General features: G+C 68.1%; 19 protein-coding genes and 1 tRNA gene. 4 read left to right on the top strand and 16 right to left on the bottom strand.

The genetic code is table 11. The annotated features are described in order from the left end of the window. The first annotated feature begins 48 nt into the window (after positions 1–48). On the top strand, positions 49–981 hold the full coding sequence (locus ACT3UN_RS05140) for a nitroreductase family protein (RefSeq protein WP_301442989.1): 933 nt from the start codon (positions 49–51) through the stop codon (positions 979–981). Positions 982–1,077: 96 nt separating this feature from the next. Here the strand turns inward: ACT3UN_RS05140 and ACT3UN_RS05135 are convergent, their stop codons facing one another. From ACT3UN_RS05135 to ACT3UN_RS05120, 4 genes are read right to left on the bottom strand one after another with little or no spacing between them, the layout of a single operon-like run. Continuing rightward, positions 1,078–2,250, bottom strand: coding sequence for a hypothetical protein (locus tag ACT3UN_RS05135; protein ID WP_444656611.1), 1,173 nt, complete (start codon positions 2,248–2,250; stop codon positions 1,078–1,080). Between the two features lie 59 nt (positions 2,251–2,309). Next, a complete protein-coding gene (locus ACT3UN_RS05130) occupies positions 2,310–5,090 on the bottom strand; it encodes a polysaccharide biosynthesis tyrosine autokinase (RefSeq protein ID WP_444656609.1) in 2,781 nt (926 codons plus the stop codon). After that, positions 5,062–6,177, bottom strand: coding sequence for a glycosyltransferase (locus ACT3UN_RS05125; protein WP_444656607.1), 1,116 nt, complete (start codon positions 6,175–6,177; stop codon positions 5,062–5,064). Before ACT3UN_RS05125 ends, ACT3UN_RS05130 begins: the two co-directional genes overlap by 29 nt. Next, positions 6,178–7,701: a sugar transferase gene (locus ACT3UN_RS05120; protein WP_444656605.1), complete on the bottom strand. Its 1,524-nt coding sequence runs from the start codon at positions 7,699–7,701 to the stop codon at positions 6,178–6,180. Between the two features lie 297 nt (positions 7,702–7,998). Between ACT3UN_RS05120 and ACT3UN_RS05115 the strand changes: the two genes are divergently transcribed. Then, positions 7,999–9,669, top strand: a complete 1,671-nt coding sequence (locus ACT3UN_RS05115) for an MFS transporter (RefSeq protein ID WP_441582481.1) — start codon at positions 7,999–8,001, stop codon at positions 9,667–9,669. On the opposite strand, the gene ACT3UN_RS05110 is transcribed toward ACT3UN_RS05115, so the two are convergent. Beyond that, complete coding sequence (locus tag ACT3UN_RS05110) at positions 9,666–10,472, bottom strand: DsbA family oxidoreductase (RefSeq protein ID WP_444656602.1); 807 nt, start codon at positions 10,470–10,472, stop codon at positions 9,666–9,668. The genes ACT3UN_RS05115 and ACT3UN_RS05110 overlap by 4 nt on opposite strands. Before the next feature lie 71 nt (positions 10,473–10,543). Beyond that, a complete protein-coding gene (locus tag ACT3UN_RS05105) occupies positions 10,544–14,182 on the bottom strand; it encodes a bifunctional proline dehydrogenase/L-glutamate gamma-semialdehyde dehydrogenase (RefSeq protein ID WP_444614811.1) in 3,639 nt (1,212 codons plus the stop codon). Between the two features lie 240 nt (positions 14,183–14,422). On the opposite strand from ACT3UN_RS05105, the gene ACT3UN_RS05100 reads away from it, so the two are divergent. Beyond that, complete coding sequence (locus ACT3UN_RS05100; RefSeq protein WP_444656600.1) at positions 14,423–15,829, top strand: GntR family transcriptional regulator; 1,407 nt, start codon at positions 14,423–14,425, stop codon at positions 15,827–15,829. A 65-nt stretch (positions 15,830–15,894) separates the two neighbouring features. Here the strand turns inward: ACT3UN_RS05100 and ACT3UN_RS05095 are convergent, their stop codons facing one another. From ACT3UN_RS05095 to ACT3UN_RS05070, 6 genes are all read right to left on the bottom strand, one after another. Next, positions 15,895–16,245 (bottom strand): diadenosine tetraphosphate hydrolase, encoded by a 351-nt coding sequence (locus tag ACT3UN_RS05095; protein ID WP_444656598.1) that lies wholly within the window; start codon positions 16,243–16,245, stop codon positions 15,895–15,897. 161 nt (positions 16,246–16,406) lie between these two features. Continuing rightward, the gene (locus ACT3UN_RS05090; protein WP_301442432.1) at positions 16,407–16,925 is read right to left on the bottom strand and encodes an adenylyl-sulfate kinase; all 519 of its coding nucleotides are present in this window, start codon (positions 16,923–16,925) and stop codon (positions 16,407–16,409) included. A gap of 80 nt (positions 16,926–17,005) precedes the next feature. After that, entirely contained in the window at positions 17,006–17,335 is a 330-nt protein-coding gene (locus ACT3UN_RS05085) for a HigA family addiction module antitoxin (RefSeq protein ID WP_444656596.1), read from the bottom strand. Next, positions 17,310–17,591, bottom strand: a complete 282-nt coding sequence (locus ACT3UN_RS05080) for a type II toxin-antitoxin system RelE/ParE family toxin (protein WP_301442434.1) — start codon at positions 17,589–17,591, stop codon at positions 17,310–17,312. Before ACT3UN_RS05080 ends, ACT3UN_RS05085 begins: the two co-directional genes overlap by 26 nt. 623 nt (positions 17,592–18,214) lie before the next feature. After that, positions 18,215–19,654: an APC family permease gene (locus tag ACT3UN_RS05075; RefSeq protein WP_441582482.1), complete on the bottom strand. Its 1,440-nt coding sequence runs from the start codon at positions 19,652–19,654 to the stop codon at positions 18,215–18,217. A gap of 205 nt (positions 19,655–19,859) precedes the next feature. After that, a tRNA-Gly gene (locus tag ACT3UN_RS05070) sits at positions 19,860–19,933 on the bottom strand. Between the two features lie 114 nt (positions 19,934–20,047). Here ACT3UN_RS05070 and dcd point away from each other — a divergent pair. Next, positions 20,048–20,659 (top strand): dCTP deaminase, encoded by a 612-nt coding sequence (gene dcd, locus ACT3UN_RS05065; RefSeq protein WP_301442436.1) that lies wholly within the window; start codon positions 20,048–20,050, stop codon positions 20,657–20,659. A 265-nt stretch (positions 20,660–20,924) separates the two neighbouring features. On the opposite strand, the gene ACT3UN_RS05060 is transcribed toward dcd, so the two are convergent. The 4 genes from ACT3UN_RS05060 to ACT3UN_RS05045 are packed head-to-tail and all read right to left on the bottom strand — an operon-like array spanning position 20,925 to position 24,544. Beyond that, entirely contained in the window at positions 20,925–21,677 is a 753-nt protein-coding gene (locus tag ACT3UN_RS05060; protein ID WP_301442437.1) for a response regulator transcription factor, read from the bottom strand. A gap of 26 nt (positions 21,678–21,703) precedes the next feature. Next, complete coding sequence (locus tag ACT3UN_RS05055; RefSeq protein ID WP_301442438.1) at positions 21,704–21,946, bottom strand: hypothetical protein; 243 nt, start codon at positions 21,944–21,946, stop codon at positions 21,704–21,706. 33 nt (positions 21,947–21,979) lie between these two features. After that, positions 21,980–23,266 (bottom strand): sensor histidine kinase, encoded by a 1,287-nt coding sequence (locus ACT3UN_RS05050; RefSeq protein ID WP_444656594.1) that lies wholly within the window; start codon positions 23,264–23,266, stop codon positions 21,980–21,982. A gap of 12 nt (positions 23,267–23,278) precedes the next feature. Then, complete coding sequence (locus tag ACT3UN_RS05045; protein WP_301442440.1) at positions 23,279–24,544, bottom strand: pyridoxal phosphate-dependent aminotransferase; 1,266 nt, start codon at positions 24,542–24,544, stop codon at positions 23,279–23,281. Positions 24,545–24,575 lie beyond the last annotated feature (31 nt).

The raw sequence follows: 24,575 nt of genomic DNA, 5'->3' as shown, positions 1-24,575 counted from the left end.
ACACCCCTCACCGACGTCCACCCCTTTTTCTCCGAAAGGTCTCCGGCCATGATCAACAAAGACTCCCTCCCGCCCGCCGTGCGCAGCCGCCTCGTTTACGCCCGCGACCTGGCCAGGACGGTGGCCGACAGTGCGTCGGACACCGTGCGGTTCATCAGGTACGGCAAGTGCTCCAACGGCGTCGCGCTGGACTCCGGCGACCCCGGCGTGATCGGCTACCAGGTTCTCAAGGACACCCACCGCGTGGAGAAGGCCCTGGCGCTGCCCGCCCCCAAGCAACCCTTCGGCAGCGACCTGGTGCCGCGTCTGGCCAAGGGCGTCGGACGCCTCTCGGACGCCCCGACGTGGGCGCGTCACGACGCCGCCAGCGGGCAGGACGCCCTGACGAGCTGGAACGCCGGCGGCGAGCTCGCCGACGACGTCACCCACCTCCCCGAGGCGGCTGGCGCCTCCGGTGAACTGCTCGAACTGCTGCGCAGCCGCTCGAGCGTGCGCAACTTCGACCCGCAGCGTCCGGTGGACGAGTCGATCGTGGACGAGGCTGTCGCCGCGGCCGGCGGGGCACCGTCGGTGTGCAACCGCCAGCCCTGGCGCGTGCAGTTCTTCTCCACCCGCGAGGACATCGACCGGGTGCTGCGCCACCAGAACGGCAACCGCGGATTCGGGCACACCGTCCCGCTGCTCGCCGTCGTCGCCGTGGACCTGCGCGCCTTCGGCGGTGCAGGGGAACGCAACCAGGCGTGGGTCGACGGCGGCATCTTCCTCGACGAGCTGATGCTCGCCTTCCACTGCCTGGGGGTGTCGTCGTGCGCGCTGAACCTGTCGATCCGCTCCGGGGAGTCCCGCGCGCTGCGCGAGGAGATCGGCGCGGACGAGGGCCTGGAGTTCATCTCGATGGCCGCCTTCGGCTACCCGGCCGAGGGTGCCAGGCACACTCGGTCCACGAACCGTCCGGTCGAGGAACTGCGCAACATCCGGTAACCCCGCTGGCCCACTTCCGGCCCGACGCAGCAACCCCACAGGATGGTCGCACCAACCTGTGGGGTTGCCGTCTGCCTGGGGGACGGGGAGTGGGGGCTACTCCGGCTGGGCCGGGCGCAGGCTGGTCCACATGAGGAAGACCGCGGTCGCCGACATCACCGACACCACGCCGACGAGCAGGGCGGTGTCGCGCAGGAGCAGCAGGGGGAGCAGCAGCACCAGGCGTCCGAACGCCCAGGCCAGGTAGTACCGGTTCAACCGCTTCATCAACGGGATCTTCGAGCACATCGCCGAGGGCATCCAGGTCAAGCAGAACACGCTGACCAGGGCCAGCGACAGGACCGTCGCCGAGTCGTCCCCGTGCAGGGAGAACAGCACGGCACCGGCCTGCACCGCCGCACTGGCGGCACCGAGTGCCAGGCCGATGAGCAACGCCTTGCGGCACCAGGAGCGCTCGCCGGCCACGTCGTCGGCGCGCACGGCCGCGGCGATCTTCGCCTCCACGGGAGGGGCCACGACCTGCTGGGCCAGCGTGCCGAACCCGCCGGTGAGGCGCACGACGACCGCCCACAGTTCCTGGTAGGGGCCCAGGAACGGGGTGATGAACCCCTGGAACTGGAAGCCGAACTCCGCCAGCAGCACCCCGCCGGTGGGGCGTGTGGAGTCGCGTAGCCAGCGCCGGTGCACCTCGTCGGTGAGGGAGCCACGGTCACGCCAGAGGACGTTGAGCAGCTTGTTGCGGGTGCGCCACAGGATCAGCACGGCCGCGACGAGCGGGTTCAGTCCCGCCACCACGATCAGCCCGGCCTGGAAGGGCACGGCGAAGACGACCACGCAGGTGGCCACCACGTTCGTCACGCCGAAGACGAGGCGGGCGGTGGAGTAGACGTCCATGCGCTGTTCCTGGGTCGCCACGGCCACGGCCATCACGTACAACCCGTTGGTGAGCAGCAGCATCGTGGACCAGCCGGTGAGCACCGCCACGGTGTGGGTGTCCGGGGTGAACACCAGGTCGGCCACCAGGCCGACGACCACGAGGACCACGGTGACGACGAGCATCGACAACAGCGACAGGGACGTCGCCGCGTCCCGCGAGCCGGTCGAGACCGTGAGGTAGCGGCTGTGGAAACCCAGGATGGAGGTGCGCGACAGCACGGTGGCGAGCGCCAGCGGCAGCATGAGGTAGGCCAGCTGGCCGGTCTCCTGCCCGATGATGGGCAGCAGCATCGCCAGGAAGTTCAGGCCCTGGCCGAACAGGGCGGGGCCCATGCGTAACAACGACGAAAACCGGCCGTGAGAACGACCGGTTTCCTCGGGTGCGGGGGAGGTCAGCGGTCCGCTCCCACCGTTTCCCTGGCGGTGGCGTCGCTCACGCTGCTCGGGCCGGTGGAACCGGTGGAGCCGGCGTTCGTGCTGCTCGTCTTCTTCGCCGAGCTCACCGCGCGGGCGGTGTTGCCGTAGCCGTAACCGTAGCCGTTGCGGTAGTAGCCCTTGCCCTCGGACTTCGGGGTCATGGTGAACACGGTGCCCAGGATGTGGGCACTGACCTGGTTCAGGTTGGTGGTCGTGCGGGTGAGCTGGTCCACGGTGGTGTTGCCGTGGCGCACGGCCAGGATGATGCCGTCGGCCGCGGAGGCGACCAGGGCGGCGTCGGTGACCGGGATGACCGGGGAGGCGTCCACCACGACGTAGTCGTAGCGGGAGTCCAGCTCGGCGAGTAGGTCGCGGAAGCGCTGGGAGCCGAGCAGCTCCGCCGGGTTCGGCGGCTGCGGGCCGGAGGTGATCACCGACAGGCTGTCGCGTCCGGAGTCCTGCACGATGTCGTCGACGTCGGCGGCACCGGAGAGCACCGTGGACAGGCCGACCTCGGACTGCAGGTCACCGTCGAGGTAGTCGGCGACGCGGGGACGACGCAGGTCGGCGTCCACGAGGCAGACACGCTCGCCGTCGTCGGCCAGGGCCAGCGCCAGGTTGGTGGCCAGGGTGGACTTGCCCTCGCCGGGCATGCCGCTGGTCACGGCGATGACGGTCGGGGGGTTGTCCACGTCGAGGAAGCGCAGGTTGGTGCGCAGCTCGCGGAACTGCTCGGCGGCGATGACCGGGGCGGCGGAGAAGTCCAGGACGTGCGAGCCGGCGGTCTCGGTGCTGTTGTTGGCTCCGCCGACGGAGAGGTTGTCGCTGGTGCTGATCGAGCCGACGGACGGTGCACCGACGATGTCGGTGATCGCGTGCTGGTCGCGGATGCGGCGGTCCGTCATGCCGCGGATGATCGCGGCGGCCAGGCCGACGACCAGGCCGATGAGGATGCCGATGCCGGCGTTCTGCAGCGTCTTGGGGGAGGACGGGGCGTCCGGGGTGAGGGCGTCGTTCAGCGGCGCGAGCTGCGGGGCGCTGGACTCACCGCCGGGGGAGGCGGTGGTGTTGAGCTCGGCGACCATGCTGGTCAGCTCGGTCGCGGCGGAGTTGGCGACGTCCCGTGCCAGCCCGGCGTCGGTGGCGACGGCGTTGATGTTGAGGATCACCGTGTCGCGGTTGGCACCGGCGGTGAGCATCGAGGCCACCTCGGCGGGGGACTGGTCCAGGCCGAGGTCCTCGGCGACACGCTCGCCGAGGGCACGGCTGGTGGCGATCTCGGCGTAGGTGCCGACCTGGCTCTGGCTCAGCAGGGTGCCGCGGTAGGCGTCGGCGGAGTTCCCGGTGTTGGCGGCGCCGACGTAGAGCTGCGAGGTGGCGGTGTAGTCCTTCGTCATCAGTGCGGAGGCGCCCCAGCCGATGAGACCGCCGACGAGTGCTCCGACGAGGAGCATCCAGAAGGACTTGCGCAGGTAACCCAGGTAGGTGGCGAGGTAATTCTGCCCGGAGGCGCCGGACGTCTCCTGTGAGGTGGTGGAGGCTGTCATGGAGAGGGTCCTTTTCTTGTCTGTCGGTTCGGTCGTGTCTGTCGGTTCTGTTTTCGGTCTGTAACGTTCGTTGAGGGCGACGGCGCCCACGATCAGGGGCACCATCGGGGTGGCGTGCCGCAGGGCCGAACCCCAGTCGGGTTCGAACAGGCCCTGGACGACGAGGAAGGACAGCGGCACCGCGGCGAAGCGGGCCATCATCCGTCGGTGCCGTCGCGGGATCCGGGCCCGGTCGGCCGGGGTGGCGCCGGCGCGTGCGGCGGCGGACGCGGCGTACACCGCGCTGACCCAGATCGCGGCGAACACGATGCCGATGACCAGGTAGTAGGGGGAGAACTTCGCCGCCAGCGGCAGCGGCACGATGAAGAACAGGATGGTCAGCACCACGTTGACCATGCCGCCGAGCGGTTCGGGGAGTTCGATGAACCGGGTGATGATCGACCCGGTCACCGCCTGGCGGGCCTCGCCCTCGTTCACGGCGGTGCGGAAGTAGTCGGCGGGTTCACCGGTGCCGATCCACACGGCCAGCCCGGCGAGCGCGCCGAGGAGTGCGAGGATGCGCACGACCCGCCACGGGGTGGTGGAGATCCGGCGTCCCTGCAGTGAGGTGCGGCGGGCGAGCAGCAGGCGCAGCACCACGTAGACGACCGCGACGATCGACCAGTAGGTGCGGTACTCGGTGCCGAGCAGCGCCAGTGCGGCGACGACCACGATCTCGCCGAGCAGGTTCATCGGCATCAGCACGATGGCGATCATGCCCAGGGAGATCAGGATCTCCTTGGTGTAGGTCGCCTGGTACAGGCCGATGAGCACCGGGGTGGCCAGGGCCAGGACCAGGGAGATCCGCCCTGCGTGCACCCCGCCGACGCGCACCAGGACGATGCCCAGCGCGGTGGAGCCGATGACCGCGCCGAACACGGAGGCGGCGGTCGGGGCGTCCTCCATGCCGAGGGCGCCGTAGAAGTGGGCGATCACCGAGTAGGAGCCGTAACCCAGGTCCATGGCGCTGAACGGGGAGGTCATGATCTCGCGGATGGTGCCGGCGTCGTTGCCGAAGCCGCCGAAGCGTCCGGTGATCGTGGCGCGGGCCACGAGCCCGACGACGACCGCCACCGCCCCGAGCAGGACGGCGACGAGCAGGGGCGACTCCAGCGGTGACCGGCGGCCCGTGCCGGCCGGTTCAGCTGCTGGGCTGTCGGGTTCTGCCACGTCTCCTCCTTCCGGTGAGTTCGAGTGCGAGTGAGTAGGCCTCGGTGAGGGCCGCGTGCTGGCGTTCGGGGGTGTGGGACTCGTCCAGGCCCGCCCAGTGCGAGGGGTCGGAACGTTCCCGCAGGATCGTCACGGCCTTGGCCGCGGCGTCGTCGGGGGAGTCGAACCGGGCGGTGGCGGGGCACTCCCGCAGCGCCGGGATGTCACGGACCAGCAGCGGGACGCCGATGCGCCGGGCCTCGAGCACGGCCATCGGGAAGCCGTCCCACCGTGCGGTATGCACGATCAGCGACAGTCCGGCGACCTGGCGGCGCAGTTCCTCGCCGGAGAGCCAGCCGGTGACCTCCACCCCGGCGTCGGTCAGGACGTCCACCAGGGAGGCGTCCTTGCCGTCGCCGTCGCCGATCCACACGAACCGGGCGTCCGGGATGCGCCGCCGGATGCGGCGGGCGGTCTCGGCGAAGAACGCCGGGTCGCGTTGCGGGGTGACCCGGGAGACCACGCCGACGACGGGGGCGGCACCGTCCTGCGGTGGCGACCAGCTGCCCGGCACCGCCGGGTGGTCGTCCATCAGGGCGTTCGGCACCACCACGACAGGGGTGCGTCCCAGGCCGACCATCAGCTCACCCTCCCACTGCGCGCAGGACGCGCCGACGGTGGTCAGCGGGTGCAGGGAGCGCTCCATGGCGCGGAAGGCGCCGCGCTTCCAGGCGGGGATGTCCGCGCGCTCGAAGGCGAAGCTGTGCGGGGTGTAGACCACCGGACGTGCCGGACGCCCCGGCGTGACCAGGTCGAAGGACCGTGCCACGCGGGTGTAGGCGCCGGCGAAGCTGGAGTGGGCGTGCACCACGTCCGCCCGGTGGGCGTCCGCGGCGCGGCGCACCGCGGTGACCGCGGCGGCGGGTGAGCCCGGCAGCGTCTCGTCGGCGCTGAACGCGCCAGGGGTGCGTCCTGCGGTGGGGGCGGTGCTGCGGGAGTTGTTGGCCAGCAGCACGTGGCGGTACTCCGGGGTCAGCCGCACGTACTGGTTGACCGCGGTGGCCACCCCACCGTCGAAACAGTCGGTGACGTGCAGGATCGTGGTCATCTAGTACGCACCCCGCGACAGCAGCACGGCCTGGACGGTCTGCAGGATCGTGCGCACGTCCAGCGACAGCGACCAGTTGTCCACGTAGTAGAGGTCCAGCTTCTCGGCCTGGGTGGGGGTCAGGTCGGAACGTCCGGAGACCTGCCACAGGCCGGTGATGCCCGGGCGGACCTCCATGCGCATGCGCATGTCGTCGCCGAAGGCGTCCACCTCGTGCTGCAGGTGCGGGCGCGGGCCGACCACGCTCATCGTGCCGAACAGGGAGTTGGCGAACTGGGGGAGCTCGTCGATGCTGGTCTTGCGGATGAACTTGCCCACCTTGGTGACGCGCGGGTCGTCCTTCATCTTGAACAGGCCGTCGGCGCCGACGTCGTCGCGCAGCTTCTGCAGGCGCTCGTCGGCGTCGGTGTGCATGCTGCGGAACTTGTAGATCCGGAACGAGCGGCCGTGGTAGCCGATGCGGTCGCTGACGTAGAACACCGGGCCGCCGTCCTCCAGCTTGATGGCCAGGGCGGTGATCGCCAGGATCGGCGAGACGGCGACCAGGGCGAACGCGGAGACCGCGACATCGAAGAAGCGCTTGGCCAGCCCGTTGGCCGCGTTGAAGCGGGGACGGTCCACGTACAGGGTGTGGCTGGGACCGAAGGGGACCACGTTCAGGCGGGTGCCGGCGATGCCCTCGATCATCGGGTCGAGGTACAGCCGCATGTTCAGCCGGTCCAGGTGCCAGGACAGGCGGCGCAGGTTGCGGTGGCCGAACTCCGCCAGGGAGGCGACCCACACCGCGTCGCAGTTGTAGCCGGCGGCGGTGGCCACGAAGTCCTCGTTGGAGAAGGACTCGTCGATACAGATCGAGTTGAGCGGAACGTCGCCGGTGTCGGCCAGCAGGTGCTGGTTGTGCGGGTCGATGACCAGGATCGCGTGGATCCAGCCCGGGCGTCCGGCGGCGGTGTCGTCGGTGGTGTTGTTCTCGTGCCAGGAGGTGGTCAGCAGCTTGTTGATGTCGGCGACGTTGCCGATCACCAGGAACTGACGCTGCAGGTCCGTGCGGAACCGGGAGGTGTAGCGGCGCGACAGGTTGCGGGTGATGACCATCAGCACCAGCCCGGTGGGCAGGGCCAGCAGGGCGAACTGGCGGAACAGGCCGTAGGACGACAGGGCGTCCACGCAGGCCAGTGCCGCGAAGTAGCACAGGGACCCCTTGATCACGAGCTCGCGTCCGATGGTGGGGAACGCCCTCGCCTGGTGGCTGTAGCCACGGCACACGGTGATCGCGGCGACCCAGCACATCGTCAGCAGGAAGGTCATCCCCAGGCTGCGCAGGGAGAAGACCTCCTCCACCAGTGCCCAGCCCAGGGGCTTCCACAGGTAGAGGCTCACCGCGTTGGCGATGAACGTGGCGGCGAACAGCGCCATCGCGTCCGAGACGATGAAGAACCACTTGCGCTGCAGGTGGCGGTCCTGGCGGCGCTCCCGGGCCTGGGAGATGCGCTGGACACTGGTGCCTGTCGGGCGCGTGGCCACGGAGCTCGTGGTGGGGGGTGAGGGGTCAGTTGATGCTTTTCCGAGGATCACGGTGAATCACCTTGTTCAGCCCGCATGGTGGTGACGGGCGCGTGGAGAGGGGAGGGGTGAGGGGTGTGTGGAGGTTGGAGGGCGGAGAGGGGAGAAGGGAGAGGCCGGGGAGAGGGCCGGGAGAGGTCGGAGAGTGGTGTCTGTCGCTTGTGGGTCATGCTAACCACTAATGCCGCGCCTGGCTACCGGAGTGGATTGGGGGCGGATATGCAGGGGTGGCCATTTCACCTCCGATACAGTTGGAGCATGACTTCGAACTCGCCGGCTCCCCCGCGGGCCAACCCCCGCCAGGCGGGTGCGGGTGGTCGGCACCGGTTGCCGTCGCCGCGCCCCGTGGGGTGGAGCCTCACCGTCGCCGCCCTGTCGACGGTGATGATGACCATCGACATCACGATCGTGCTCGTCGCGTTGCCCTCGATCAGCGCGGACCTGGGGCTCTCGCTCTCCGGGGCGCAGTGGGTCATCAACGCCTACAGCCTCACCTTCGCCTCCCTGCTGCTGGCGGCGGCGAGCCTGTCGGACATCGTCGGACGCCGACGTATCTTCCTCATCGGCCACGTCCTGTTCCTCGCCGCCTCGATCGGCTGCGTGACGACCGGCTCGGAGGCCGGCATCATCGCCTTCCGCGCCCTGCAGGGTGCCGGCGGTGCCCTGGTGTTCGGCACCTGCACCCCGCTGCTGGCGGACGCCTTCGACCCGGCGGACCCGGACTCCTCGGCGAAACGCACGCGTTCGGTGGCGGCGATGATGGGCATCGGCGGTGCGGCGAGCGCCTTCGGCCCGCTGGTCGGTGGCGCCCTGGTGGAGACCGGGACCTGGGAGTGGATCTTCGCGATCAACATCCCCATCGGCATCTTCGTGATGCTCGCGACCCTGCTGTTCATCCCCGACCTGCACCGCGAGGAGCGCGACGCACGCCGCGCCGCCGGTGCGGCGGCTGCGTCGTCCGGTGCGTCCGGTGCGCCCGGTGCGTCCGGCGTCCCGCGGATCTCGGTGTGGGCGGTGATCCTGATCGTCGTGTCGCTGGTGCTGGTGAACTACGGCATCATCGACGGCCAGGAGCAGGGCTGGACCAGCGAGATCATCATCGCCTCCCTGGCCGCCGGCGTGCTGCTCTTCGCCGCGCTGGTCCTGTTCGAACTGTCCAAGGGTGACCGGGCGATGGTCGACTTCCGCCTCTTCCGCATCCCCTCCTTCGCCACCGTCACCTTCAACGCCTTCGCCTCACGCATGTTCAGCTTCGGCATGATGCCCTTCATCATCCTGTGGCTCGCCGGGCAGCTCGAACTCTCCGCCCTGGAGATCGGCTACGTCTCCAGCGCGCTGGCCGTGCCGATGGTCGTGTTCTCCGCGGTGGGCATCGCCCTGGTGCGGTGGGTTCCCGTCGGCGTGGTCCAGGCGGCGGGCATGCTGATCGTCGCCGGCGGACTGATGCTGGGACTGGTGATGGACGTCGACTCCGGGTGGGCCGACCTGCTGCCGATGTACCTGGTGCTCGGCGCGGGCACCGGACTGATGCTGCCGCACGTGATGTCCCTGGCGGTGGCGGTCGTGCCGTCCGGACGCACGGGCATGGCCACCGGCCTGGCGAACACCGCCCTGCCGCTGGGCACCGCCTTCGGTGTGGCGGTGTACGGGGCGTACCTGTCCAACAAGGTCAACACCGGCATCGACGGCATGCAGTTCCCGCCCGGCATGCCCCCGGCCATGGAGGACCGGCTGCGCGACGCCGCGGAGGGTGGCCTCTTCCAGGAGATCGGCCGGCAGTCGCAGGCCTTCGCCCACGAGACCCTCGGCTTCTTCATCGACGGGCTGCACGGCATCTTCATCATCGCCGCGATCCTGGCGGTCGTCGGCGCCCTCGCCAGCCTGATCTTCATCCGCGGCAAGGACGGCACGGGGCGCGCCGGCTCCTAGAGCTGGCAGCCGTCCGGCCCGCAGGACGCCTCGTCCTGCACCCCCGGGACGGTCGCGATCGTCGGGGCGGGGTGGGACGCCGCCCACTGCTGCTCGAGCGCCCGGGTGAAGACCTCCACCGGCTGCGCGCCGGGTACCGCGAGCTTCATGTCGAGCACGAACGTGGGCACCGAGTTCAGGCCGAGGGACGCCGCATGCCGGACGTCCTCCTGCACCGCGGGGATCCGCGTGCCGTCCTGCAGCTCGGCGGTGACCACGTCGGCGTCCAGACCCGCGGCGACACCGATACGCACCAGGACGTCCGACGCCCCGATGTCCTCACCGTCGACGAAGTGGGCGCGGAACAGGGCCTCCTCCACGGTGTCCACTGTGTCCGTGGTTTCCCCGCCGTGCTCCTTCGCCAGCTGGATCAGCTGGTGGGCGCGCAGGGAGTTGGCGACCACCAGCGAGTCGAAGTCGTAGTCCAGCCCCTCTGCGGCGGCCTGTTCGGCGACGTGGCCGAACATCTGGCGGACCTGATCGATCGGCATCCCCTTGGACGCCGCGAGGTACTCGGCCTCCGAGCGGTCGTCGTGCTCCGGCAGCGTCGGGTCGAGCTGGTAGGAGTGCCAGGCCACGGTGATCTCGTCGCGGTGGGGGAAGGCGGCGAGGGCCGTCTCGAAACGGCGTTTGCCGATGTAGCACCAGGGGCAGGCCACGGTGATCTCGTCGCGGTGGGGGAAGGCGGCGAGGGCCGTCTCGAAACGGCGTTTGCCGATGTAGCACCAGGGGCAGGCCACGTCGGAGCAGATGTCGATGTTCACATCCGGTGCAACGTGGGCCTGCCCCTGGCTATTCCGTGTACGGCAGTGCCGTGCAGCGCGCTCCAGCGCTCCTACCCGCGGCGGACCTCGTCGGCCAGGGCGTGGAACTCGGTGCTCGGGTTACCGAAGCGGTGCAGCGTCATGGACACGGCCTGCTCCTTGAGCCACAGGCGCAGCTCGACGCGGCCCGAGGCGGTGACCTCGTCGTTGAGCAGGCACACCTCGGGACGGTCGGCCAGCGTGGAGAGGGTCTCCGGGTTGCGGGTGCCGATGACACGCACGCGGGCACCGACACCGTCGTCCAGGGCACGCGACGACAGCTGCGCGGCGAAGTCGTCGTCGTCCGCGGTCGTCATGGTGTGTCCGACGCCCAGGCGGGTGGACGCGGCCAGGACGTCCTGCACCTTGCCGTCCACGGTCGGGTCGACGACGACGCGCAGAGGCGAACCGGTGCGGTGGGCGGCGATGACGGCGCGGGCGACCTCGACGGGGCGGGCGTCCGCACTGATCCGCAGCACCACGTGCGCGGGCCGGTAGCGGAAGATGTTCGCCTCGGCGGTCAGGCCGGTGACGTCGCGCGGGGTGCCGAACTCGGCCTCCCAGGCGTCGTTGTCGGAACGTCCGGCGGCGGCGAGCCAGGCGGCGTCGGCGACGGACAGGGTGTTCCGACGCTGCAGCTCGGCGATGTAGCCGTCCACCGGGGCGGAGCCGGTGGGCGAGACGGAGGAACCGGCGGCGGTGTCGTCGGCCCAGCTGCCCATCAGCATCACGTAGTTCGGGCCGCCGGCCTTGGAACCCAGGCCCACGGAGGACTGCTTCCAGCCGCCGAAGGACTGACGCTGCACGATCGCGCCGGTGATGCCACGGTTCACGTAGGCGTTGCCGACCTCGATGCGCTCCACCCAGGTGCGCACCTCGGACGGGTCGAGGCTCTGGATACCGCCGGTCAGGCCGAAGTCCGTGGCGTTCTGCAGGGTGATCGCCTCGTCCAGGTCCTTGGCCTTCATCAGGCCCAGGACCGGGCCGAAGACCTCGGTGAGGTGGAAGAAGGAGCCCGGCTTCACGCCGTCCTTGATGCCGGGGGACCACAGGCGGCCGGTGTCGTCGAGCTGGCGCGGCTTGAGCAGCCAGGACTCGCCGTCCTCCAGGGTGGTCATCGCGCGCTGCAGCTTGTCGCTGGGCAGCTCGGTGAGCGGGCCCATGTCGGCGCGCATGTTGGTCGGCCAGTCGATGATCATCGAGGCGGCGGCGTCGACCAGCTGGCGGCGGAAACGCTCGGAGTCGTACACGCTGCCGACGAGGATGCCGAGGGAGGCCGCGGAGCACTTCTGGCCGGCGTGGCCGAAGGCGGAGTACACCATGTCGGCGACGGCCAGGTCGCGGTCGGCGGCGGGGGTGACGATCATGCCGTTCTTGCCGGACGTCTCGGCGTTGATCTTCAGCTCCGGGCGCCAGGACTCGAACATCGCGGCGGTCTCGGAGGCGCCGGTGAGGATCACGCGGTCGACCGAGGGGTGGCTGACGAGGCTGCGTCCTGCCGTGCGGTCGGCGGGGTACACGCCGCGCAGGACCTCGCGCGGCACGCCGGCGTCCCACAGGGCGTCGAGGATGGCCATGGAGCAGTGCGGGGTCGGCTTCGACGGCTTGTGGATCACCGCGGCACCGGCGGCCAGCGCGGCGAAGGTGGAGCCGGCGGGGATGGCCAGCGGGAAGTTCCACGGCGGGGTGACCAGCACGACCTTGTCGGGCGTGAAGGCGGCGTTGTCGACCTTCTCGAGCTCCAGGGCGTAGTGCGCGTAGTAGCGGGCGAAGTCGATGGCCTCGGAGATCTCGGTGTCGGCCTGGGAGACGGCCTTGCCGACCTCGGCGGCGGCGATGGAGACCAGGTGGCCGCGGCGGGCGGCGAGCAGGTCGGCGGTGCGGTACAGGATCGCGGCGCGCTCGGTGGCCGGGGTCGCGGCCCAGTCGGCGGCGGCGTCGCGGGTGGAGGTGACCAGGGCGTCGACCTCAGCGTCGGCGACGATGGTCGGCGCGGTCTGGGCGTCCAGCCAGCCGTCCTGCGCGGAGACCGCGATGGCCTCGGCGGCCCACGCCTGGTTGGCGGGCAGTGACGGGTCGGTGTCGGCCTCGTTGTCGAAGGCGGGCAGGACGCCGTCGGCGTAGGACGCGGCGAGCTCGTCGGACGACGGCTCGACCTCGGCGGAACGGTCCTGCAGGTGGTTGGGCAGCGGGGCCGTGTAACCGTTGGTGGACAGCAGCTCGGAGAGGTCGCCGAGGGAGGCGCGGAAGCGGGCCTCCTCGCGGCGGAAGATCTCGTTGCCGGGCTCCAGGTCGAAGATGCCGGACATGAAGTTCGCGCTGGCGGCGTTCTCCTCGAGGCGACGCACCAGGTAGGAGATGGCGACGTCGAACTCCTGGGGACGCACGGCGGGCACGTAGAGCAGCAGCTGGCCCACGTCCGAGCTCACGGCCTCGGCCTGCTCGGTGGCCATGCCCTGAAGCATCTCGAACTCGACGCGGTCGGTGACGCCGCGCTTGACGGACAGCATGTGGGCGAAGGCGATGTCGAAGAGGTTGTGGCCGGCCACGCCCAGGCGCAGGCCGCGCATGTTCTCCGGGTGCATCGTCCAGTCGAGGACGAGCTTGTAGTTGGCGTCCGTGTCCTGCTTGGAGGCGCAGGTGGTGACGGGCCAGTCGGCGACCTCGGCGTGCACGGTCTCCATGGCCAGGTTCGCCCCCTTGACCAGGCGGACCTTGATGCCGGCGCCACCGTCGGCGACGCGCTCGTCGGCGAAGGCGGAGAGCTCCTGGATCGCGCCGAGGGCGTCCGGCAGGTAGGCCTGCAGCACGATGCCGGCCTCCAGGTGTTTGGTCTCCGGCAGGCTGAGCAGGCGGCGGAAGACGGCGATGGTCAGCGTGAGGTCGCGGTACTCCTCCATGTCCAGGTTGATGAACTTGGAGCCCTTCGGCGCGCGGGCGGCCTCGACGTAGAGCGGGGTGAGGCGCTCGACGATGTAGTCGACGGTGCCCTCGAAGCCCCAGAGGCTGATGCGCGAGGCGATGGAGGACGCCTTGATCGAGACGTAGTCCACGTCCGGGCGGGCCAGCAGGCGGCGGGTCTCCTCGAGGTGGTTGTCGGCCTCGGCCTCGCCGAGGACGGCCTCACCGAGGAGGTTGATGTTCAGGCGGTGGCCACCGGAGGTGAGCTCGGCGACGGCCTTGCCGAACTTCTTGTCCCGGGCGTCGACGATCATGTGGCCGACCATGGAGCGGATGCGCTGACGTGCGGCGGGGACCACGATCTGCGGGATGACCGGGGCGAGAGCGGAACCCATCTTGATCTGCGCCTTGTCGAGGGTGCTGAGGGTGTCCGGCATGATCGAGCCGAGCTCGGCGAGGGCGCGGCCGGCGGCGTGCTGGTCCTCGGTACGCACGACCCGGTCGACGAAGCCGACGGTGAAGTCGAGGCCGTTGGGGTCGGAGAGGACGGCGGACAGCCGCTCGGCCGAGGGGTTCGGCTTCACGTCGGACTTCCGGCTGGCGTTGAGCCAGGCGGTGACCTTGGCGACCGCGGCGTCGGCGAGGGGGGCGAGGTGCTCGGTGGAGACGGCGGAGGTGGTGCCGGCGTCCTGTGCCGAGGGCTTGACCTCGACCGGGGCCGTGGTTGTGTTCTTCTTCTCCTTGCCGGACGCGGGGTTCGCGGTCGTCATGGGGTGTCCTCCTCGGAAGCGTTCTTGATCGATGCGGTTAGGGGTGCCTGCCGCCAATGTCACTGATACTGGCCGAGTATCCGCGTATCGCCCGCATCACAGACAGGGGCAGTTCCGGACACGGCCACACTTTGAGTCAAAAATCGGTAAACGGGTACGGGAATGTGGCACCCTGTGCTTATGGCCGTAGAAATTCCCCCCGAGGCGTACCCACCGTCCCCACCACGGGGGCGCCCCCGGGTGCAGGAGGTCGCCGACGAGATCGTCGCCGGAGTTCTGGCGACGGCCGGGCCGCGTGTGGGTGGGCGTGACTACTCCACGCGACGGATCGCGTTGATGACGGGTCTGAGCCAGCCGGTGGTGAGTCGGGCGATGCGTCGGATCCGGGCGGGGGCGGACGACCCGGACGCTCTCACGTTGCCCACCCAGGGGGAGCTGTGGATGACGGGTTTCCGCGTGGAGTACCCGCGGGTCGTCCTGCACTTCGAGGCGCGGGACAGTGCACAGGACGGCGAACACCCAGATGAGGTGACTGTTCGCAGCGGTGAGAGACAGGCTGCCGACCGGCGGGCCACGGCGGTGATGGCGGCGTTGCGGGTGGCCGGCGTGTCCGGTTGGCCGCAGAGTCAGGCGTCCTTCGACGGCGGGGACGACGGGCCGCCGCCGGGGGTCGTCCGGGTGATGTGGGAGCCCGGCGGGCAGAGCTGGGACGGCTTCCTGGGGCAGCTGTCGGCGGTGCTCGACGCCTGCGTGCCGACCGTCGACGCCGTCCCCGGCGACCTGCTCGCACAGGTGTCCGTCGCGGTGGGCCACGGGTTGCACGGGTTGCAGTGGGAACGCCCTGAGGTGGGTGGGGCGGAGAGCCGTAGAACCAGAAATGATGGGGGTTTTGACTCGGACCACCTATCCCTGGCGGAGTATCCACCCCCGTCCAACGCCCAGTCAGGGGCGACGCCGAGGCGCCTGCAGAACGAGATCTCGGTGACCGAGCAGATCGCCATCGCGTTGCGCAAGGAGATCATGAACGCCGGCTTCCGCCCGGGCGACCGTGTGACCAGCACCAGGCTGGCGAACCACATGGAGATCCCGGTGTCGGCGGTGCGCTCGGCGATGCGCCGTCTGGTCGACGACGGTCTGCTCACGGCCACGGGTGGCACGTTCGCCCTGCCGTTGGTGACGGGCAGCGACATCATCGACCTTTACGCGGCGCGGCTGCAGGTGGGGGCGGTGATCCTGCGGGGGTGCTCGGGACGCTCGCGCAAGCAGATGCTGGCACCGCAGTTGGCGTTGCGGGCGGTGGAGGCTGCGGTGGAGCACGGGACGGCCGCGGACGTGGACCAGGCTGACCTGCACTTCCAGCAGACGTTGGCGGACGCCAGCGGCCTGCCGCAGTCGTCGCGGGTGTTTCACGCGTTGACGTTGCGGCTGCGCATGTTCATCTCCGTGCTGCAGCTGGACTACGCCCCCGCGGTGCAGCGCATCGTGGGCGACGACCGTTACATCCTCAACGCCCTGTTGGCGGGCAAGGCGGACGGCGCGGTGCGGGTGTGGCGCGCGAAGCTCGACGACGCCGTCCGCCACATGGTGCGTGTCTCCCCGACGACCTTCGACCCGGCCCTGTGGGAGCGGCTGGTCGGGGAGGCGTAGGTGCACTGGGCCCGACTGCAGGACCGCGAGGTAACCGGCCGGCGTCCCGGGAAAGGGGACTATGCTTACTCGGCTGCCTGAAGGTCAGTAATCTCGTCGGTGATGCATTGTCGCAGGGCATCGTGGGCGGAGGACAGTGCAGTGGTGGGGTCGCTCCAGTTGGCGGGGTCATAGTGCCACACGGGGCGGTAGGGCAGGTCGTCCGGTTCCCATTGATACCTCGGGAAGATGTGGGCGTGGACATAGTCGTCCATGTTCCCGAGTACCTCAATGTTGACCCGACGGAAGCCCGGATCAACGCTACGGCACGCACGCTCGACTGCAGTGGCGAGCAGGTCCACGTCAGCAAGGAAGTCAAGACGTTCCCTCCTGGGGAGCTCAGAGAGGGCCGTAACCTCGGAGTTCTTGCTGAGCAAGAGACTGTAGCCCGGGAGGAACTGGGGGTCTCCGATGACAGCGAAGCCCGAATTGAGTTCGCCGAGGACAGTGGGGTTTTCGCCGCGGCGTGCGGACCCTATTCGGTCATTTCTCTAGTCCATGTTGAGCACAGTAGCCGGTCGATGCTGGGGAGTCTTTGTTATGAGGCCTCCCAGCCGGCCAAGTCGGCGAGCACCAGAGCGATTTCCTCAGGCGTCCGTCCGCCGGTCGGGATGCGGTGTACTGACGGCGCCGCCTTCTTCTCGAGGAACGACGCGGCCTTTGTGCTTCGCTCGATGTGCTCCCGGAGACTGTCCCCGTGTTCACGGCGTTCCAGGCGATACTTGGCGGTCGCGTCGGTCGCCTGCAGCAGCACCGAGGTTACGTCCGGATCGCCACCCACGGCTGCGGCAAGTTCGTCCACTTCCAGGACCGAGACGGTGTTGGTGTAGATCAGCCGGTGGTAGCCGTCGTCGCGGTAGTTCGACCACACGGCAGCGAGATTTCGCTCCGCCATCCGCTGCCTCCACGGGGAGGGGTGGGCCAGATCGAGAGCATCACCTTCGATGACGGCATGTGTGACGTCCTTCGAAGCCAGCAGGTCATGGAGCGCGAAGGCCACGGTGGACTTCCCCACGCCCGAGCGTCCGCCGATGAAGAGGATCTCTGGTCGGTTCATGTCTACATCGTTTCACGGTGGGGGACGGCAGCCGGCCGTGCAGGCATCCACTGGTGTGGATGCCGAGGCGTCGGCGGGGGTCAGGCGGAGGTGTCCAGGGCGGAGATGCTGCTGGTGTCGGTGCATTGGCTGGCCTGCCACAGGTCGTATTCCACCTGCAGTCCAAGCCAGAATTCGGCGGAGTTGCCGAAGTAGGCGGACAGGCGGAGGGCCATGTCGGCACTGACCCCGATGGTTCCGCGCACCAGCTTGGAAATCTGCGAACCGGTGGTGTGGATGTCCTTGGCCAGGCGGTACTGGGTGACGCCCAACGGTTCCAGGAATTCGATCCGCAGGATCTCGCCGGGGTGGGGAACGGGCACGACTGCCGCGTCATCGGCGCGGTCAGCGGTGGTAGTCGGTGAAGTCAACGTCAACAGCTCCTTTGTCTGTCCAGATGAATATGATGCGCCACTGTGCATTGACGCGGATGGAGTGGTAGCCGGTCAGGCTGCCACTGAGGCGTTCGAGATGATTGGCTGGCGGGACACGCAAATCGTTGATGTTGGTGGCACGCGCGATCATCACCAGTTTTCGGCGGACGGCTGCTCGGAGCTCCGGGGGGATGTACTTGGGCGCGGCACCGGTGGTGTGGAAGCGCTGCAGGCTGTTTCTCCGGAAGTCCACGCAACGTATGGTATCACAGTGTGAAACTAGGATCACATATTGACTGTATGATCATGATGTGACTCTATTGTCTTGACGGCCGTGCTCAGGGGTGCGAGTCGGATTCCGGGAAGATTCTTCACCGGGGGTGAGGGCGCTGATCGTGAAGAGGATACGCGGGCCCTGGAGTTTCGCCAGTGCTGCGGCCAACAGCGTCCCTTACTCGTTCAGAGTCGCCCTACCGTTGCGGACGGCTACGGGTCGAGTACGGGTCGGGCACGGTTGTTGCCCTCCGTCTCGATGGCGCGCCGCCTGCTGTGGCAACAAAGCGCGCGAATGGGTAGGGGCCATCACGTGTGGTCCCTGCATGTGTGGAGGGTAGAACCCCTCCGTCGTTGCTCGGAGGGGTATTTTTTTAGTGAATCCGACCGCGGGGATCGAACCCGCGTATTCAGCTCGGGTATCCGACACGTGGGGGCTCGGCTTCCAGCTGGGCTGTCACTGTTTCCCGGTTCCGGGTTCTCCAGCGCCAACGCTGCGGTCGCGCGCGATCGTCACAGCACGCCCAACGTACCCGCAGATGCCTCACAGGCGTTCACTTTTTCCATTTGCTGACCTGGGGCATGGTTCGGATGACAGGTAGGTCAGCTACCGCGCTTCGCGGCGAGAGCCTCGAGCAGCTTCTCCTCGGAGTCCTCGCCGCCGGCGATGCCCGAGGGTAGGCGCAGGGCGAAGAAGATGCCGAACACCCACCACAGCCCGAAGAGGATCCACGGGCCGAGGCTCAGGAACGCGGGGAGTCCGGGAAGGTAGAGGGCCAGCATCGCCGCCGTGGCGAGGACGGCGAGGACTCCGACGACCTTCCCGGTGACGGGACGTCGTCCGACCATGAAGGGGCGCTCCATCGAAGGCTCGCGCTTGCGCAGGATCAGGAAGACGACGGCGACCATCAGGTACGTGATGACGATGCTGGGGCCACCGGCGTCGACGGCCCAGTCGAGCATCGCCAGGCCGAAGAAGGGCGCCAGTCCGGTGACGGTGCCCAGGAAGAGCAGGGCGTTGACCGGGGTGCCGGTGTTCTCGTTCATCCGGCCGAACCAGGCGGGGATCATCCCTGACCTGGACATCGCCCAGAGCAGTCGGGACGCGCCCACCATGAAGGCGTTCCACGTGGTGATCACTCCGGCGAGTCCGCCGGCGATGACGAGCTTGCCCCACAGGTCATTGCCCAGCATGTAGGTCAGGGCGTCTCCCGTTGCCAGGTCGAAGGACTCGATGGCAGAGGTCGGGGCGGCGAGGGAAGTGGTCGAGACGATGATGATGTAGAACAGGGTCGCCGCCACCACGGAAATGACGATCAGTTTTCCCAGCTGACGTGGCGGGACGTTGGACTCCTCGGCCGACTGCGGGATGACGTCGAAGCCGACGAAGAGGAACGGGACGACGACGAGCACCGCGACCATTCCTGACGTCCCGTTGTTGAAGAAGGGTTCCACGTTCTCGACCTTGCCGTTGAAGATCGAGGAGACCAGCAGGACCAGGCCGACGATGACGAGGAAGAGGATGATGGACGTCTGGAAGAGGCTCGACCCCTTCATCCCGCGGATGTTCATCCAGGTGAGGACGACGGCGGTCGCGGTGCCGATCAGTGCCCAGGTGAGGTACACGGGTTCGCCGCCGATGGAGTACATCGGAACCTGGGCGAGGTCGGGGAAGAGGTACGTCGCCGCGCGGGGGACGGCCACGGACTGGAACATCGAGACGGTGACGTACCCGCCGATGATCCCCCACGAGCCCAGCAGTGCAAGCCGGGGACCCATACCGCGCATCAGGTAGTTGTGCTCCCCACCTGCGAAGGGCATGGCGGACGCGAGCTCTGCGTACACGAGTCCGACGAGGACCATGATCCCGCCGCCGATGAGGAAGGCGATGATGGCGCCGCCTGCGCCGGCGTCCTCGATCCACCCGCCGGTGAGCACGATCCAACCGAATCCGATCATGGATCCGAAGCCGAGGCAGAAGATCCCCAGGTTGCCCAGCGACCTCTTGAAATGTCGGTCAGTGGAGGTCGTCGTCGGTTCCATGTACACCTTTTCTTGATTGTGACCATTATTAATGGAGGGAACTGTAGTCCTGCCTAACCTTTGGTGGCGAATTCCGCGGGGCCAACGGCAGGAGGCGAGTGCGGGGTAGGCATTCAGCAGCAGCTGATGCTGCAGCGCATGCCGCGTCCTGGCCTACTACTACGACGAAACCCCCTCCGGTGCTGCTCGGAGGGGGTTTGTTCAGTGGAGCCGATGACGGGAATCGAACCCGCGTATTCAGCTTGGGAAGCTGATGTTCTACCATTGAACTACATCGGCGATCGCGCCTGAGGTCAGCACGGTGGGCTGTCTCATGCACTGCGGACGACTTTAACACAGCCCAGCGGCGGGGTGGCACAACGGGGTGCCTGCTGGTCGGCTAGGGTAAGTGACGTGCTTCTTTCCGACCGAGACATCCGCGCAGCCCTCGGTTCAGGTGACCTCGCCCTGGACCCGTTCGACCCGTCCCTGATCCAGCCGTCGAGCATCGACGTACGTCTCGACCGCTACTTCCGGGTGTTCAACAACTCCCGGTACACCCACATCGACCCGCGCCTCCCGCAGGAGGACCTCACCACCCTCGTCGAGGTCGGTGACGGCACGGGGGAGGACGGTGTGCCCGTCAACGACGGCGGAGTGGAGTCTGAGGCGTTCATCCTGCACCCCGGCGAGTTCGTCCTCGGCTCCACGCTGGAGTTCGTCACCGTGCCGGACAACCTGGCGGCCCGGCTCGAGGGGAAGTCGTCCCTGGGGCGCCTCGGCCTGCTCACCCACTCGACGGCCGGGTTCGTCGACCCGGGCTTCAACGGCCACATCACCCTGGAGCTGTCGAACACGGCGAACCTGCCGATCGCCCTGTATCCCGGCATGAAGATCGGGCAGCTGGCGCTGTTCAACCTCTCGAGCCCCGCGGAGGCTCCCTACGGCTCCGGCCCCCTGGGCTCGAAGTACCAGGGGCAGCGCGGCCCCACCCCGTCGAAGGCGTACCTGAACTTCCGGAAGTAGCCCCAGAGCTTCTCCGCACACACCTCGCCCCCGGGAGCATTGCTGCTGCCGGGGGCGAGGTGCTGACGTTTCAAGAGGAGAATGCTCAGCTACCGTATACGGGTCCTTTCGCCGGGACGTGTCTATGCGATGATGACGTTTCACTGCGTAGGTTCCGGTGACCACCGTGACTGTGGTGTCTCAGCGACCTCCGGAGGCGCTGATATTCAATCTACGAACCCAGCATTAAAGGATCATGGCAACGCGGTGCGGTGTCGCTGGGGGCTCACTGCCGTGTCTGTAGGACGTCGTCCGGACGGAATCCGGCCTCGGTCGCCAGCACGGCGAGCTGCACGCGGGACGACGCCCCGAACCGGCCCAGCAGCTGCGAGACCTGCTTCTTCACCATGCTGGACGACCGGCCGGTCTTCCTGCTGATCTCCGCGTTGGACATGCCGACGCACAGCAGGGCCAGCACGCGCTCCTCCGAGGCGGGCAGGTGCGGGAGCGTCGGGGCACCCGGATACCGGGGCGGCTCGGCTGCAGGTGGCGCGTGGTTGGCGCCCTGCAGAGCCGAGTTGTCCGGGGAGTCCTGGGACAGGTGCCGAACCAGGTTCGACGCCGGCTGTGGACTGACCACAGTTCCGCCGCCGACGGTGGCGAGCACCGTATCGATGATGAACTCGGGACGCGAACTCTTCAGAATGTAACCCCGCCCGCCCTGGGCGAGGACGGAGAGCATCGTCTCCTCCTCGTCCAGAGCGGTCATCGCCACGAAGACCGGGGGGTCCGGTAGCTCCTGGATTCTTCCCAGGAGTTCCACGCCGTCCATACCGGGCATGTGGATGTCGGCGAGGACGACGTCGACAGGGGTCTCCGGGGTGCAGGCGTCGAGGATCTCGAGTGCGCCTTGGCTTGTGGACGCCTCGCCGACGACCTCGATCTGCTCGCCCGCAGGCGAGCCGAAGTAGAGGCGCAGCGACGAGAGGACGAGTGGGTCGTCGTCCACGATCAGTAGGCGGACAGGGCTTGAGTGCATGTCAGACAGATTGCTGGTGATATGTCTCAGCGTCCGCGGCACCACGGGTGGTACGGGTGGTACTTGCAGTTGAAGATGTCGAAGGCGGCGCGCTTGGCGTCAACGGTCCACGACCCGGAAAGGCCCGAGGATACGGCTGACGACGAGGTGGTGGAAGCTTCGGGGAGTGCGGTGTCTGCGGATGCCACGCCGGAAAGCAACCCGCCTGTGAGGATCGCGCTGGTGGCTGCCAGGACGAGCTTGCGGCCCAGTGGTGTCGAGTGGGACATAGGTGCTCCTTGGATCGAGGTGAGGGGTGTTTATCAAGATTTGGTAACAACTATAGGCAGTCTGAGGGTTGTACGCCAGAAGTACGTTTCCCCTCCCCCCGCTCCGGGTAGCTCGGGGGCTTCAACAGTGCTATCGCCGGTGCGCCCGCCGTGAAGTCGGGCGGTCAACGTACCCCCGGCCTTTGTCGCTCGGGCTCGCATGGAACCCAGCCCCATACCCCCGGACGTCAATTCGTCCGGCGGGGTGGGGCGTCGCGTCGGGTTCGTCATACTGACTTCGAACACGTCGCCATCGACCCGGCACTCCAGGTGGATGGTCGCGCGAGGAGAGGAGTGCTTCGCCGCGTTGGACGTCATCTCCGTGAGGACCTTGATGACGGTGTCGCGGTCTGTCCACGCGGCGGCATCGGCCTTGGTTGACTCCGCCGGTGCAGGGTCGTTCAGTACCGCAGCTATGCCTGGTGGCAGTTGAAGTCTCGCGCGGAGTTGCAGCGAGTGAGCCTCGAGTTCCTGCTCGATCCTTCCGACGGCGACATCCAGGGGAGGACTGGCGGTGCGGGTGCGGAAGGACACTCTGTTCGGCTTCTCGTTGAGCAACTGCAGCATGGTGCGGAGATTCGACAACGCTTCGCGTGAAGACTCGGAGATATTCTCCAGACTCTGCCGATGGTTGTGCTCCTCGCCGGGGGGCAGCAGGGTGAGCGCCTGGGCCTGCATCACCACGCTGGTCAGCGAGGTGGCCACCGAATCGTGCAGCTCGCGGGCCAGCTCGAGGCGCTGTTCACGCTCCTGTTCGGCGAGCGAAGCCCGCATGTTCTTCTGCTGACGTTGGTGCCGGTCGCGGGTGTATCCGAGCAGGAGAGCGGCGGTGAGCATGATGCCACCGACCGTGAGCGAGACTATGTCAGTCATGAGTGCCTGGGCCACCGGATCGATCGCGGCGAGGACCCAATGGGCGAAAGTGAGGCAGACCGCAAGCAAAATCTGGCCACTGGCGGTGACGATCTCCACGATCAGCATCGTGAAGAAGACCGAGTACAGCGGAAGGAGATCAGCTACCAGAAAGGACGACAGGACCATCAGCAGGGACAACGTCGAGACTGCCACCGGGAACTTTGCGGCGCAGGCGATGAGCGCCAAGGTGACTACCGCGTAGCCCGTCGTTCCTGCCGAGGCGGGGCTGGGGGCCTCCATCAGCTCGAAACCCATGAGCGATGCGGCGAGCACGGTCTCGACCACACCGAGCCGGGTGATCCGGCTGGCCCGCAGCATGCGGAGCAGCCGGTTGGGGCGGTGAGGCGCCCGGGTTGGAGAGTTCACGTTCGGTGCGTCCTACTGCCGGTACGAGGACAGGAAGTTGCCCAGGCGCTCGATCGCCTCGGCGAGGTCCTGCTTCCACGGCAGGGTGACCACCCGGAAGTGGTCCGGAGATGGCCAGTTCATGCCCGTGCCCTGCACCATCTGGATCTTCTCCGAGCGCAGCAGGTCGAACATGAACTGCTCGTCGTCGTGGATCTCGTGGACCTCGGGGTCGATCTTCGGGAACGCGTACAGCGCACCCATCGGCTTGACCACGCTGATGCCCGGGATCTCGTTGAGCTTCGTGTAGGCGGTGTTGCGCTGCTCCAGCAGGCGGCCGCCGGGGAGCACCAGGTCGTCGATGGACTGGCGTCCGGACAGGGCGACCTGGATGCCGTACTGGGCGGGCACGTTGGCGCACAGACGGGTCGACGCCAGCAGCGTGAGCCCCTCGATGAAGCCCTTCGCGTGTTCCTTCGGTCCGGTGATCACCGCCCAGCCGGCACGGTAGCCGGCGACACGGTAGGCCTTCGACAGGCCGTTGAAGGTGATGCACAGCAGGTCGGGGGCCAGCGACGCGGTGTTCACGTGCACGGCGTCGTCGTAGAGGATCTTGTCGTAGATCTCGTCGGAGAGCAGCAGCAGGGAGTGCTCGCGGGCGATGTTCACGATCTTCTGCACCACCTCGCGGCTGTACACCGCGCCGGTGGGGTTGTTCGGGTTGATGATCACGATCGCCTTCGTGCGCTCGGTGATCTTCGACTCGATGTCCTCGATCGAGGGGGCCCAGTCGTCCTCCTCGTCGCAGAGGTAGTGCACGGGCTTGCCGCCGGACAGGGTCGTCGCCGCAGTCCACAGGGGGTAGTCCGGTGCGGGGATGAGCACCTCGTCGCCGTCGTTGAGCAGCGCCTGGGTGGTCATCGTGATCAGCTCGGAGACACCGTTGCCGATGAAGACGTCGTCGATGTCGAAGCTGGGGAACCCGGGCACGACCTCGTAGCGCGAGACCACGGCGCGACGTGCCGAGGGGATGCCCTTGGACTGGGAGTAGCCCTGGGCGAACGGCAGGGCGGCGATCATGTCCTGGACGATCGTGTCCGGGGCGTCGAAGCCGAAGGCTGCCGGGTTACCGGTGTTGAGCTTGAGGATCCGGTGCCCGTCGGCCTCCATCCGCTCGGCCTCGGAGTTCACCGGGCCACGGATCTCGTACAGGACGTTCTGGAGCTTCGTCGACTGGTCGAGCGGACGGAGTTGACCGGATCCGCCGAGCCCCTGCGCGTTGTTCTCTTCAGTGCTCATTCCAGTAATTGTGCCAGTCCACCTGTCGCCG

This window comes from Corynebacterium sp. AOP12-C2-36 (assembly GCF_052379185.1).
GTDB lineage: Bacteria > Actinomycetota > Actinomycetes > Mycobacteriales > Mycobacteriaceae > Corynebacterium.
This window is presented reverse-complemented; position numbering and strand designations above follow the sequence as displayed.

Bases quoted from the DNA above. Each gene is read 5' to 3' on its own strand.
- ACT3UN_RS05140 (WP_301442989.1), top strand. From the start codon at position 49: ATGATCAACAAAGACTCCCTCCCGCCCGCCGTGCGCAGCCGCCTCGTT.
- ACT3UN_RS05135 (WP_444656611.1), bottom strand. From the start codon at position 2,250: ATGGGCCCCGCCCTGTTCGGCCAGGGCCTGAACTTCCTGGCGATGCTG.
- ACT3UN_RS05125 (WP_444656607.1), bottom strand. From the start codon at position 6,177: ATGACCACGATCCTGCACGTCACCGACTGTTTCGACGGTGGGGTGGCC.
- ACT3UN_RS05115 (WP_441582481.1), top strand. From the start codon at position 7,999: ATGACTTCGAACTCGCCGGCTCCCCCGCGGGCCAACCCCCGCCAGGCG.
- ACT3UN_RS05105 (WP_444614811.1), bottom strand. From the start codon at position 14,182: ATGACGACCGCGAACCCCGCGTCCGGCAAGGAGAAGAAGAACACAACC.
- ACT3UN_RS05090 (WP_301442432.1), bottom strand. From the start codon at position 16,925: ATGAACCGACCAGAGATCCTCTTCATCGGCGGACGCTCGGGCGTGGGG.
- ACT3UN_RS05075 (WP_441582482.1), bottom strand. From the start codon at position 19,654: ATGGAACCGACGACGACCTCCACTGACCGACATTTCAAGAGGTCGCTG.
- ACT3UN_RS05060 (WP_301442437.1), bottom strand. From the start codon at position 21,677: ATGCACTCAAGCCCTGTCCGCCTACTGATCGTGGACGACGACCCACTC.
- ACT3UN_RS05055 (WP_301442438.1), bottom strand. From the start codon at position 21,946: ATGTCCCACTCGACACCACTGGGCCGCAAGCTCGTCCTGGCAGCCACC.
- ACT3UN_RS05045 (WP_301442440.1), bottom strand. From the start codon at position 24,544: ATGAGCACTGAAGAGAACAACGCGCAGGGGCTCGGCGGATCCGGTCAA.